An 11,634-nucleotide genomic window follows, 5' to 3' on the forward strand; every position below is an offset into this window, starting at 1 on the left:
GGGTACGGAATGACCCGGGACCCGTTGCCCGGCTTGTCAGCTGTCGTCGGCGCTGATCAGGCCTTCGCGGATCGCCAGGCGCACCAGCGCGGGCAGGTCGCTCACGCCGAGTTTGGCCATGAGGCGGCTGCGGTACGACTCGACCGTCTTGGGCGAGAGGTGCAACTGCTCGCCAATGGCCGCGCTGGTCATGCCGCGCACCACCAGCAGGATCACCTGCTGTTCGCGCGAAGAGAGCGATTCGATCTGGCCAGCCGGGGTGTCGTTCATGAGGCCGGCCACCGCGAGCTCGGCCACGCTGGCGCCCAGGTGCTTGCGCCCGTTGCTCACGGCGTCCACCGCATCCAGCACCTCGCGCGACGGTGAGCCTTTGAGCACATAGCCATACGCACCCAGCCGCATCGCCTCGGCCACGTGGCGCGGTTGCGCCGACATGGTCAGCATGATGGTGCGGGTGGTGAGCTTGCGGCGCTGCACCTGCTCGAGCAGCTCGAAGCCCGAGCGCTGGTCCAGGTGCAGGTCCAGCAGCAGCACGGTGGGCACGAGACGTATGAGGTCGGCCAGTGCGGGGGTGGGGTGATCCGACTCCCCGACCACATGGTGCCCGGCGCCCTCCAGCACGGCGCGCAGGCCGTCGCGCATCATGGCGTGGTCGTCGACGAGGTAGATGTCACTCATGGCAAATTCATGGTAGCGCAATCATCGGGTTCGAAGCAGGGGTTTACGCGCTAGAAGGCGCGTCTTTGGCGCTCCATGTGAGAGAGATCACGGTACCGCCCTGTGGCAAGCCCTCGGCCTTCAGGCGCGCACCGATGGCATTGGCCCGCTCGCGCATGCCCACGATGCCCAGGTGCCCGGGCCGGCCGGCGACCAGTTCCTTGGCCAGGCCCACGCCGTCGTCGCTCACGCTCAGGCGCAACGCGCCCGCTTCGCCTTCGACCCGCACCACGATTTCGTTGGCCCGCGCATGCAGCACGGCGTTGGCCATGGACTCGCGCGCCACCATGAAGGCGGCGTATTCCACGTCGGCGGGCCAGCGCACGTGCGCCGCCGAGGCGCCGACCTCCAGCCGCAGCACCGCGGGCTCGACGTCGATGGCGCGGGTGCGCACCTCGTTTTCCAGCGCGGCCTGCAGCCCCGCTTCGTCCAGCAGGGGCGGGCGCAACAGCACCAGCGCCTGGCGCACTTCGGCGTTGGCCGTGTCGATCAACTGGCCCAAGGTGCGCCCGCGTTCCCGCGCCTTGGGGGGCAAATCGGCGGGGATCAGGCCGAGCAGCGCGTCGAACGACAGGCGCATGGCGCCCAGCGTCTGGCCGAGCTGGTCATGCAGGGTCTGCGCGAGCCGGCGCGTGGTTTGCTTTTCCTGCATCAGCAGGCGGCGGGTGAGTTCGGAGAGTTCGAGTTGGTACTGCGTGAGCGCACGTTCGGCGCGCACCCGTTCCGTGACATCGCGCAGGATGGCGGTGAGCAGTTTGTTGCCGCCGAGCGAGACCTGCGAGATGGACGCCTCCAGGTCGAGCACCTGTCCGTCGGCGCGCAAACCGGTGACGCGACCCACGCCCATGGGCCGCGTGGTCGACTGCGATTCGGCAAAGCGCTGCAGGTAGCCCGGGTGCTTGTCGCGGTGGGTCTGGGGCAGCAGTGCGTCCAGCGGCTGGCCGATCATCTTCTCTGCCGGATGGCCGAAGATGCGCGCCGCCGCGGGGTTGAACAGGCTGATGCGGCCCTGTGGGTCGATGCTGATGACGGCGTCGCTCGCGCTGTTGATCACGGCGGCGAGCACCTGGCCTTGTTCGCGCAGGTGCCGCTCCGATTCGCTGTAGGGGCGCGCCAGGTACCGCGACACCGCAAAGCCGGCCAGGCCGAGCAGCAGGGTGGTCGCGCCGCCCCAGCCGAGCAGGCTGCGTTCGAGCTGCCGCACCGGCGCCAGTGCCGCGCTCAAGGGCTGTGAGGCGACCACATGCCATGGCGTGCGCAGCTTCGAGTCTCGCGGCTCGACGGCGGAGCGCGAGAGGATGTGCGTCTCGCCATGGCCGTCGGCCACGCTGCGCGACGTTTCTTCCGGGCCGGCGAGCAGGGCGCGCCATTCGCTCTCGCTCACATCGGGCCGCTCGCCCACCAGCACGCGGCCATCGGCATCGACCAGCGCCAGCGTCAGGAAGCGGCGCGCTTCCAGGGGGCCCAGCACATCCAGGCGCTGGCCTTCAAAATAGCGCGCGTCCAGGTGCGTGGCGACCACGCCCCTGGGCTGGCCCTGCGTGTCGACGATCGGCATCGCAATGTCGGCCAGCTCTGCGGGCACCGGCAGCCCGTAGTTGCGCAGCGGCTCGCGCAGTGCCACAGGTGGGTGCAAGGTGCCAAACCAGATGCCGTCCTTGCCGTTGGCGAACACCCCCCGTGCCGCAATCGACACGCCCTCCAGCAGCCCGTCGGTCGCCACTTCCACCAGACCCTGGTTGTCGGTGACACCGATCCAGACGAACGCCGGCGTGCTGGCCTTCAGTCGCTGCATCTGGTCGCGCCAGATTTCCTTGGGGATGTCGGTGCGCGACATCTCGCCCAGCAGTTGGATTTCAGAGGCGCGGCGCGCGAGCGAGCGCGAGAGCTGGTCGGCATACAGCTGCGCGGATTGCTCGACACGGGAGCCTGCACGCAGCCGCAGTTCATCGCCCACGATGCGCTCGGACGACATCAGCACCAGCATGAGCAGCGCGAACGCGGTGAGCGCTGGCAGCGAGGGGAGCACCCAGGTCAGGACGCGGTCGCGTGGCTGAAGGTTTGTCATGGCTCGTGGGGGAAAACAGCGTGGCTTCAGGGTATCAGAGCGCACGCGCTGTTTCACCTCTTTCAACGCGCAACAAGCCCATGACATGCACCGATGGGGCGGCATTTGTCAGTCGTTGGTGATACTTCTGCACAAGTGTTGAAATGCGCGTCTCACAGCGTCCACATTTGTGCACCCGAACCCCCGGTTGCAGAACCCGCCTCATGACCGCACCCACGCCCCAACGCGCACCCGATCCCGTGAGCTTCATGGAGGCCTTTCGTTTCTGGCTGAAGCTGGGTTTCATCAGCTTCGGCGGGCCTGCCGGGCAGATCGCGATCATGCATGCCGAGCTGGTTGAGCGGCGCCGCTGGATCAGCGAGCGGCGCTTCCTGCACGCCCTGAACTACTGCATGCTGCTGCCCGGCCCCGAGGCCCAGCAGCTTGCGACCTACCTTGGCTGGCTGATGCACCGCACCTGGGGTGGCATCGTGGCCGGGGCCTTGTTCGTGCTGCCCTCGCTGTTCATCCTCGTCGGGCTGTCGTGGGTGTACATCCGTTTCGGTGACGTGCCGGTGGTGGCCGGCATCTTCTACGGCATCAAGCCGGCGGTGACCGCGGTGGTGCTGCACGCGGCGCACCGCATCGGCACGCGCGCCCTCAGGAACCGCTGGATGTGGGGCATCGCCATCGCGTCCTTCGTGGCGATCTTTGCGTTCGACACGCCGTTTCCTGCCATCGTGCTGGCGGCGGGTCTGGTCGGCCACTTCGGTGCGCGCCGCTGGCCACTGGTGTTTGCGCTGGGTGGCACGCACGGCGCTCAAGGCACCGCGCACGGGCCCGCCCTGATTGACGACGACACGCCCACGCCCGCGCATGCGCGCTTCTCCAGGTTGCACCTGGCCCAGGTGCTGGGCGCCGGCCTGCTGCTGTGGCTGCTCGCCATGCTGGCGCTGGTGGCCGCACAGGGCTGGCAGGGCACGCTGGCGCAAATGGGCTGGTTCTTCAGCAAGGCCGCGTTGCTCACCTTCGGCGGCGCGTATGCGGTGCTGCCCTACGTTTACCAGGGTGCGGTGGACACCCACCAGTGGCTCAGCGGCGCGCAGATGATCGACGGCCTCGCGCTGGGCGAGACGACCCCCGGGCCGCTCATCATGGTGGTCGCCTTTGTCGGCTTTGTCGGCGGCTGGACGAAGGCCGTGCTGGGGCCGGACGCGCTCTTCCTGGGTGCTGCGCTCGCCGCCACGGTGGTCACGTTCTTCACCTTCCTGCCGTCGTTCATCTTCATCCTGGCGGGTGGCCCGCTGGTGGAGGCCACGCACGGCAAGCTGGGCTTCACCGCGCCGCTGTCGGCCATCACGGCGGCGGTGGTGGGCGTCATCCTGAACCTGGCGCTGTTCTTTGCGTACCACGTCTGGTGGCCCAGGGGCTTTGCGGGGCCGGTGGACCTGCCTTCCGCCGTGATCACGCTGGCAGCGCTGGTGGCGCTGTTTCGCTTCAAGGTGGGCGTGATGCCGTTGCTGGGCGTTTGCGCGCTCGCCGGGCTGGCGCTGACCCTGTTGCGCTGAGGGCGCGTGCCGCTCAGGCCGTGGCGGCCGCTTTCAGATTCAGCTTGGCGACCATGGCGTCGCGCAGCACGAACTTCTGGATCTTGCCGGTGATGGTCATGGGAAACGCGTCGACAAACTCGAAGTAGGCCGGCACCTTGTAGTGCGCGATCTGGCCGCGCGCGAAATCCTGCAGCTCCTGGGGCGTGGCCTTCTCCCCCGCCTTGAGCACCACACAGGCGCAGAGCACCTCGCCAAACCGCGGGTCGGGCACGCCCACCACCTGCACGTCCTGCACCTTGGGGTGGCGGTAGTAAAACTCCTCGACCTCGCGCGGGTACACGTTTTCGCCGCCGCGGATCACCATGTCCTTGAGCCGGCCGACGATGTTCACATAGCCCTCGGCGTCCATGGTGGCGAGGTCGCCGGTGTGCATCCAGCCCTCGGCGTCAATCGCTTCGCGCGTCTTCTCGGCGTCGTCCCAGTAGCCAAGCATCACCGAGTAGCCGCGCGTGCACAGTTCGCCCACCACGCCACGGGGCACGACCCGGTTGTCGGTGTCGACGATCTGCACCTCCAGGTGCGGTTGCACGCGCCCGACCGTGGACACGCGGCGGTCCACCGGATCGTCCACCGCGCTCTGGGTGGACACGGGTGAGGTTTCCGTCATGCCGTAGGCAATGGTGACCTCGTGCATGTGCATTTGCGACTGCACGCGCTTCATCACCTCGATAGGGCAGGGCGAGCCGGCCATGATGCCGGTGCGCAGGCTGGAGAGGTCGATGGTGGAGAACAGCGGGTGGTCCAGCACGGCAATGAACATGGTGGGCACGCCGTAGAGCGCGGTGCAGCGCTCGGCCTGTACGGTGTGCAGCACGGCCAGCGGATCGAATGCCTCCGAGGGGTACACCATCGCGCAGCCATGCGTGACGCAGGCGAGGTTGCCCATGACCATGCCGAAGCAGTGGTAGAGCGGCACCGGGATGCAGAGCCGGTCTTGCGGCGTGAGGCGGATGGCCTCGCCCACGAAGAAGCCGTTGTTCAGGATGTTGCGGTGCGTGAGCGTGGCGCCTTTGGGAAAGCCGGTCGTGCCCGAGGTGAACTGGATGTTGATCGGGTCAGTGGGCCGAAGCCGCGCCGCGATCGCCGCGAGCTGCGCACGCTCTGCGGCGCCCGCCAGCGCCGGCACGTCGTCGAAAGCCAGCATGCCGGCTGTGCGCTCTTCGCCCAGCCGGATGGCCCAACGCAGGTGCGGCAGCGCGGCGGCCTGCAACTGGCCGGGCGCCTGGGCGTCGAGTTCGGGTGCGAGGCTGCGCAGGATCTCGATGTAGTTGCTGGACTTGAGCGCAGGCGCCAGCACCAGCGCCTTGCACGACACCTTGTTCAGCGCATAGGCCAGTTCGTTGCTGCGGTACGCCGGGTTGATGTTGACCAGGATGAGCCCGGCGCGCGCCGTGGCGAATTGCATCAGTGTCCATTCCGCGCAGTTGGGCGCCCAGATCCCCACGCGGTCCCCCGGCTCCAGGCCGAGCGCGAGCAGGCCTGCGGCCAGCGCGTCGCTGCGCCGCAGCAGCTCTGTCCAGCTCCACCGAACCTCCTGGTGCGCAATCACCAGCGCTTCGCGCTCGCCCCATTGGCGGGCGGCTTGCTCCAGTGCCTGGCCGATGGTGATGTCGTGCAGCGCGGGCAGGGTCGCGCCCTGGGTGTACGACGCGGTGCTGGCGGGCGTGTGTGGCATGGCAGTCCTCTCGGGTTTTGGTGTTCTCTGGCCATCATGACCGCCGGTGTGTGCGTGCACACGCCCGGGATTTCCCTGAGTGGCGAGGTGTTCCGTTGCGTTGCATGGGCTGCCCATCCTGCGGGCGTCGCAGTACGATGCGCGCTGCCCGAATCACCCCACCGGAGACGCCCGCGCATGCCCACCCCCCTGCAGATCGAAGGCGTGAACGTGCTCGTGGAAGGCGAGGGCACCCACGTGGTGCTCATGTTGCATGGCTGGCCCGACACCCCCGCGTTGTGGGATGAGACGGTGGAGGCCTTGCGCGAGGGCTACCGGTGCGTGCGCGTGTGCCTGCCCGGCTACGACCTGCGCAAGCCCGCGCGCTCGGTGTCGGTGGACGCCATGTCGGGCTTGCTGCGCAAGGTGGTGGATGCCGTCAGCCCACACCAGCCCGTGTCGCTGCTGCTGCACGACTGGGGCTGCTTCTTCGGCTACGAGTTCGCCGCCCGCCACCCCGACCGGGTGGCGCGGGTGGTGGGAGTGGACGTGGGTGACACCGGCTCTGCGGCCTACCTCAAGGGACTGAGCGCACGGGAAAAACGCCTGATTGCCGGCTACCAGCTCTGGCTGGCGCTGGCCTGGAAGGTCGGGCCGTGGTGGCCGTGGCTGGCCAACCGCATGACGCGCTACATGGCGCGCGCGACCCGCTGCCGCAACCCGCCACAGGACATCGGCTGGCAGATGAACTACCCCTACGCCATGCAGTGGTTCGGCACCCACGGCGGGCTGCGCGGCGTGGCGCGTGTCGAGCGGTTGCTGGGTGTGGACATGCCCGCGCTCTACATCTACGGGCGGCGCAAACCCTTCATGTTCCATTCCGCGGCCTGGCTCGATCAACTGGCCCGCGCGCCCGGCTGCGCGGTGCTGGCGCTGGACACCGGCCACTGGGTGATGCGCCAGAAGCCCATCGAATTCAACGCCTGCGTGCGCGCCTGGCTCGACCGTTCCGTGTCACCGCCATGAAGCCCGAAGACCTGGAGCGCCTGCTCGCGGTGGAAATGCCGTTCGGCAAATACAAGGGCCGCGTGATTGCCGACCTGCCCGGCAACTACCTCAACTGGTTCGCCCGAGAAGGCTTCCCCAAGGGCGAGGTCGGCCGCCTGCTGGCGCTCATGCACGAGATCGACCACAACGGTCTGAGCGATCTGCTCTTGCCGCTGCGCCGCCGCTGAGCGCGCGCCCTCAGTCCAGCCCGAGCGCGTGGTACACGCGGGCCGCGCCCCAGGCGTCGTTGGCGGCGTAAATCAGTTGCGCTTCGGTCAGCCGCGGGTTGGCCCAGTTTGAGGTGGCTGCTTTTTTGGATTTGAGGAAGCGCCGGTTGAACAGCACCGCCACCGCGCCCTTGATGCCCATGTCCTTGCGGTAGCCGCGCGCGCGGAACACGGCATTGAGCTCCATCACGGCGGCTGGCTCCACCGCAAGCTTGGCGACGATGCGCCTGGTGTCATCCCCCAGACCGAAGCCCGCCTTGATATGGCCGCCGTGTGCCAGCAGGCCGGCCACCTGCGCGCGGCAATCGGGGTCGTTCAACTGGAACACCCAGGCGTGTTCCAGGGTGGCCAGCTGCACGATGTGCGGGCCGTCAGACACCTGGTCTTTCAGAAAGGTCGGTTTGGACTCGGTGTCAAAGCCCCAGACGGTGTGCTCGATGAGCGCCGCACACGCCTCGCGCGCCTGGGCGGCCGTGCTCACCAGCGTGATGCGGTTCAGCCCGAGTTGCTCGAAGGGCTCCAGCAAGGCGATGTCGTCCTTGCTGGGTGTGGGGTGTTGTTCTCGGGAGGTCATGGCGGCTCAGGATACCCCGGCGCGCATAATCGCGCGCTTCGTTCCCTGACTCCGCGCCGCACGCGCGCCCGACCGCCATGAGAAAAATCTTCCCCCTGACCCAAGAAGGCCGTCACCGCGACCGCGTGCTCGAAGCCGTCAAACACGAGATTCGCAAATACCTCAAGCGCGAGCGCCGCCGCGACCTGCCCGAAGGCGTCGACTTTCTGGACTTCGATTGCCGCCTGGGCGCCACGAAAGAGGCGGCCGGGGTCGTGCACCTCTCGGCGCTGATCGCCCAGCTCGACGCCCTGGCGCGCGAGGGCGCAGAGCAGGCCTACGTCGAGATCCTCGCCAAGCCCGGCGTGCGCAAATCGCGGACAGAAGCTGACCGCGACCATCCGGCACAATCCTCAGATGCCCCAGACGACACTGCCCCCGACGCCGAAAAATCCACCGACTGACGGGGTGAGCGACGCGCCCGCCGAGGGCGAATTCCTGCGCTTTCCCGGCTCGCCCTTCGAGCTGTTTCTGCCGTATCCGCCCGCGGGCGACCAGCCCGAAGCCATCCGCCAGCTCGTGGAAGGCGTGAACGACGGCGAGGTGTTCCAGACGCTGCTGGGCGTCACAGGGTCCGGCAAAACCTTCACCATGGCCAATGTGATCGCCCGCCTGGGGCGCCCGGCCATCGTGTTCGCGCCCAACAAGACCCTGGCCGCGCAGCTCTACAGCGAATTCCGCGAGTTCTTCCCGAAGAACGCGGTGGAGTACTTCGTCAGCTACTACGACTATTACCAGCCCGAGGCCTACGTGCCGCAGCGCGACCTGTTCATCGAGAAGGACAGCGCGATCAACGAGCACATCGAGCAGATGCGGCTCTCGTGTACCAAGAGCATCCTGGAGCGGCGCGACGTGGTCATCGTTGCCACCGTCTCCGCCATCTACGGCATCGGCAAGCCTGAGAGCTACCACCAGATGGTGATGACGCTGCGCACCGGCGACAAGATCGGCCAGCGCGACCTCATCGCCCAGCTGGTGCGCATGCAGTACGCGCGCAACGAGCAGGACTTTTCGCGCGGCAAGTTCCGCGTGCGTGGCGACACGATTGACGTGTTCCCCGCCGAGCACTCCGAGATGGCGATCCGCATCGAGCTGTTTGACGACGAGGTCGAGACGCTGCAGCTCTTTGACCCGCTCACCGGCAAGGTGCGGCAGAAAATCCCGCGCTTCACCGTGTACCCCAGCAGCCACTACGTCACGCCGCGCGAGCAGGTGTTGCACGCGGTGGAAGCCATCAAGCTCGAGCTGGCAGACCGCCTCAAGGAGTTTGTGGCGGCCGGCAAGCTGGTGGAGGCGCAGCGGCTGGAGCAGCGCACGCGTTTCGATCTGGAAATGCTCAGTGAAGTGGGCCATTGCAAGGGCATCGAGAACTACTCCCGGCACCTCTCGGGCAGCCTGCCCGGCGAGCCGCCGTCCACGTTGACCGATTACCTGCCCAAGGACGCCGTGATGTTCCTGGACGAAAGCCATGTGCTCATGGGCCAGTTTGGCGGCATGTACAACGGCGACCGCGCGCGCAAGACCACGCTGGTGGAGTACGGTTTTCGCCTGCCCAGTGCGCTTGACAACCGCCCGCTCAAGCTCGACGAGTTCGAGCAGCGCATGCGCCAGGTGGTGTTCGTTTCGGCCACGCCGGCCGACTACGAGAAGACACATTCCGGTCAGGTGGTGGAGCAGGTGGTTCGCCCCACAGGCCTGGTCGACCCCGAGCTGGAGGTGCGTCCGGCCACCCATCAGGTGGACGATGTGCTGCAGGAAATCCGCATCCGCGTGGAGAAAAACGAGCGAGTGCTGATCACCACCCTGACCAAGCGCATGGCCGAGCAGCTCACCGACTACCTCACCGAAAACGGCGTCAAGGTGCGGTACCTGCACAGCGATGTGGACACGGTCGAACGCGTGGAAATCATTCGCGATCTGCGCCTGGGCGCGTTCGATGTGCTGGTGGGCATCAACCTGCTTCGAGAGGGTCTGGACATTCCCGAGGTGTCGCTGGTGGCCATTCTGGATGCCGACAAGGAAGGTTTTCTGCGCTCCGAACGCAGCCTGATCCAGACCATCGGGCGTGCCGCACGCAACCTCAATGGCCGCGCGATTCTTTACGCCGACCGCATCACGGACTCCATGAAAAAGGCGATGGACGAGACCCACCGCCGCCGCGACAAGCAGGTTGCGCACAACCTCGCCATGGGCATCGAGCCGCGCAGCATCAACAAGCGCATCAAAGACCTGATCGATGGCGTTTACAGCGAGAAGGCAGGCCGTGAGGCCGATCGCCTGGCGGCAGAGAGCGCACAGCGTGCCAGCGTTGAAGACATGAGCGAGAAGGACGTGGCGCGGGAGATCAAGCGCCTGGAGAAGCTCATGCTCGAGCACGCCCGCAATCTCGAGTTCGAAAAGGCCGCTGGCGTGCGCGATCAGCTCGCGCATCTCAAGGCCCAGGTGTTCGGCGCGCCAGGTGCCGACAGCCTGACTTGAACTATTCAGTCTAGAATTGACCTCATTGGTTTAAAAGAGGCGGCCGGCGCGCGGCCAGCCCGTGGCGACAGACAGTCACCAAGCCAATCACTCGGGATTGCGCTATACTCGACGAAAACAGTCGGGATAGCCTTCGATAAACAGATCCGCAACGGGTCGGGGTGGGTGGAGAAGGGGTCCAAAGGGTGTTCAACCCGGCGGGCAAATACCACGACAGTCAAGCCAACACTACAAGGAGCTTGAAATGCGCCTCACGACCAAAGGCCGCTTTGCGGTCACCGCCATGATCGATCTGGCCCTGCGCCAGAACAACGGCCCCGTCACGCTCGCGGCCATCAGCCAGCGTCAGCAGATTTCGCTGTCGTATCTGGAGCAGCTCTTCGGCAAACTGCGTCGGCATGAACTGGTGGAGTCCACCCGTGGGCCGGGTGGGGGTTACACCCTGGGCCGCAAGGCGGGGGACATCACGGTGGCCGACATCATCGTGTCCGTCGATGAACCGATCGACGCCACGCAATGCGGTGGCAAGGAAAACTGCCTGGGTGAAGGCCACCGCTGCATGACGCATGAGCTGTGGGCAGCCCTCAACGCCAAGATGGTCGACTTCCTCGACTCCGTGTCCCTGCAGTCGCTGGTGGATGAGCAGCTGGCCAAAGGCGTGGTGGTGGAAAACGCGCCCATGATCAAACGGGCCATTTCCAGCGCGCCGGTGGTCAAGCCGATCCGCGTGAACGCGCCCAACTCGGTGTTTGCCCTCGGAGGCGCCGCGTTTTCGAAATGAGCCCGGCCTGAGCGGGTAGAAAAACCCGCAGGCCTCCATCAACGACAGCCCACGAACGTTTTCGCCATGAGCACACCCCACTTTCCCATTTACATGGACTACAGCGCCACCAACCCGTGCGATCCACGGGTGGTGGACGCCATGATTCCCTGGCTGCGCGAGCATTTCGGCAACCCGGCTTCTCGCAGCCACGCCTGGGGCTGGGAAGCCGAGAAAGCCGTTGAAACCGCGCGTGAGCAGGTGGCTGCGCTGATCGGTGCAGATCCCCGTGAAATCGTGTGGACCAGCGGCGCGACCGAGTCCAACAACCTGGCGCTCAAGGGCGCAGCCCAGTTCTACAAGACCAAGGGCAAGCACCTCATCACCGTCAAGACCGAACACAAGGCCGTGCTCGACACCATGCGCGAGCTGGAGCGCCAGGGTTTTGAAGTGACCTACCTCGACGTGCAGGCCGACGGCC

Annotated in this window: 11 protein-coding genes; 7 read left to right on the plus strand and 4 right to left on the minus strand. The window is 66.6% G+C overall.

Features of this window, described 5'->3' with window-relative positions; all coding sequences use genetic code 11:
* Window positions 1-36 precede the first annotated feature (36 nt).
* Both KXJ60_RS15815 and KXJ60_RS15820 read right to left on the minus strand, forming a co-directional pair.
* On the minus strand, window positions 37-678 hold the full coding sequence (locus KXJ60_RS15815; protein ID WP_291130060.1) for a response regulator transcription factor: 642 nt from the start codon (window positions 676-678) through the stop codon (window positions 37-39).
* Window positions 679-721: 43 nt separating this feature from the next.
* Window positions 722-2,785 (minus strand): PAS domain S-box protein, encoded by a 2,064-nt coding sequence (locus tag KXJ60_RS15820; protein ID WP_291130063.1) that lies wholly within the window; start codon window positions 2,783-2,785, stop codon window positions 722-724.
* Between the two features lie 203 nt (window positions 2,786-2,988).
* Between KXJ60_RS15820 and chrA the strand changes: the two genes are divergently transcribed.
* Window positions 2,989-4,332, plus strand: a complete 1,344-nt coding sequence (chrA, locus tag KXJ60_RS15825) for a chromate efflux transporter (RefSeq protein WP_291130065.1) — start codon at window positions 2,989-2,991, stop codon at window positions 4,330-4,332.
* Window positions 4,333-4,345: 13 nt separating this feature from the next.
* On the opposite strand, the gene KXJ60_RS15830 is transcribed toward chrA, so the two are convergent.
* The gene (locus KXJ60_RS15830) at window positions 4,346-6,049 is read right to left on the minus strand and encodes an AMP-binding protein (RefSeq protein WP_291130068.1); all 1,704 of its coding nucleotides are present in this window, start codon (window positions 6,047-6,049) and stop codon (window positions 4,346-4,348) included.
* 177 nt (window positions 6,050-6,226) lie between these two features.
* Here KXJ60_RS15830 and KXJ60_RS15835 point away from each other — a divergent pair, with 177 nt between their 5' ends.
* Both KXJ60_RS15835 and KXJ60_RS15840 read left to right on the plus strand, forming a co-directional pair.
* A complete protein-coding gene (locus KXJ60_RS15835; protein ID WP_291130076.1) occupies window positions 6,227-7,054 on the plus strand; it encodes an alpha/beta hydrolase in 828 nt (275 codons plus the stop codon).
* A complete protein-coding gene (locus KXJ60_RS15840) occupies window positions 7,051-7,263 on the plus strand; it encodes a DUF3820 family protein (protein ID WP_291130081.1) in 213 nt (70 codons plus the stop codon). The genes KXJ60_RS15835 and KXJ60_RS15840 overlap by 4 nt, the downstream gene beginning before the upstream one ends.
* A gap of 10 nt (window positions 7,264-7,273) precedes the next feature.
* Here KXJ60_RS15840 and KXJ60_RS15845 read toward each other — a convergent pair whose 3' ends face one another.
* Window positions 7,274-7,876, minus strand: a complete 603-nt coding sequence (locus KXJ60_RS15845) for a 3'-5' exonuclease (RefSeq protein ID WP_291130084.1) — start codon at window positions 7,874-7,876, stop codon at window positions 7,274-7,276.
* A gap of 77 nt (window positions 7,877-7,953) precedes the next feature.
* Between KXJ60_RS15845 and KXJ60_RS15850 the strand changes: the two genes are divergently transcribed.
* The 4 genes from KXJ60_RS15850 to KXJ60_RS15865 form a co-directional block, all read left to right on the plus strand.
* Window positions 7,954-8,319, plus strand: coding sequence for a DUF6172 family protein (locus KXJ60_RS15850; protein ID WP_291130087.1), 366 nt, complete (start codon window positions 7,954-7,956; stop codon window positions 8,317-8,319).
* Window positions 8,273-10,393: an excinuclease ABC subunit UvrB gene (gene uvrB / locus KXJ60_RS15855; RefSeq protein ID WP_291130090.1), complete on the plus strand. Its 2,121-nt coding sequence runs from the start codon at window positions 8,273-8,275 to the stop codon at window positions 10,391-10,393. Before KXJ60_RS15850 ends, uvrB begins: the two co-directional genes overlap by 47 nt.
* 244 nt (window positions 10,394-10,637) lie before the next feature.
* Window positions 10,638-11,174, plus strand: coding sequence for a Fe-S cluster assembly transcriptional regulator IscR (iscR, locus tag KXJ60_RS15860; protein WP_291130093.1), 537 nt, complete (start codon window positions 10,638-10,640; stop codon window positions 11,172-11,174).
* 66 nt (window positions 11,175-11,240) lie between these two features.
* Window positions 11,241-11,634: aminotransferase class V-fold PLP-dependent enzyme (locus KXJ60_RS15865; protein ID WP_291130096.1), on the plus strand; the 394-nt coding region annotated here is incomplete at its 3' end.

The organism is Hydrogenophaga sp. (assembly GCF_019264445.1).
Taxonomy (GTDB): Bacteria; Pseudomonadota; Gammaproteobacteria; order Burkholderiales; family Burkholderiaceae_C; genus Hydrogenophaga.

Excerpts from the sequence above, each read along its gene's own strand:
- KXJ60_RS15815 (WP_291130060.1), bottom strand. The coding sequence starts at position 678 with ATGAGTGACATCTACCTCGTCGACGACCACGCCATGATGCGCGACGGC.
- KXJ60_RS15820 (WP_291130063.1), bottom strand. The coding sequence starts at position 2,785 with ATGACAAACCTTCAGCCACGCGACCGCGTCCTGACCTGGGTGCTCCCC.
- chrA (WP_291130065.1), top strand. The coding sequence starts at position 2,989 with ATGACCGCACCCACGCCCCAACGCGCACCCGATCCCGTGAGCTTCATG.
- KXJ60_RS15830 (WP_291130068.1), bottom strand. The coding sequence starts at position 6,049 with ATGCCACACACGCCCGCCAGCACCGCGTCGTACACCCAGGGCGCGACC.
- KXJ60_RS15835 (WP_291130076.1), top strand. The coding sequence starts at position 6,227 with ATGCCCACCCCCCTGCAGATCGAAGGCGTGAACGTGCTCGTGGAAGGC.
- KXJ60_RS15840 (WP_291130081.1), top strand. The coding sequence starts at position 7,051 with ATGAAGCCCGAAGACCTGGAGCGCCTGCTCGCGGTGGAAATGCCGTTC.
- KXJ60_RS15845 (WP_291130084.1), bottom strand. The coding sequence starts at position 7,876 with ATGACCTCCCGAGAACAACACCCCACACCCAGCAAGGACGACATCGCC.
- KXJ60_RS15850 (WP_291130087.1), top strand. The coding sequence starts at position 7,954 with ATGAGAAAAATCTTCCCCCTGACCCAAGAAGGCCGTCACCGCGACCGC.
- uvrB (WP_291130090.1), top strand. The coding sequence starts at position 8,273 with ATGCCCCAGACGACACTGCCCCCGACGCCGAAAAATCCACCGACTGAC.
- iscR (WP_291130093.1), top strand. The coding sequence starts at position 10,638 with ATGCGCCTCACGACCAAAGGCCGCTTTGCGGTCACCGCCATGATCGAT.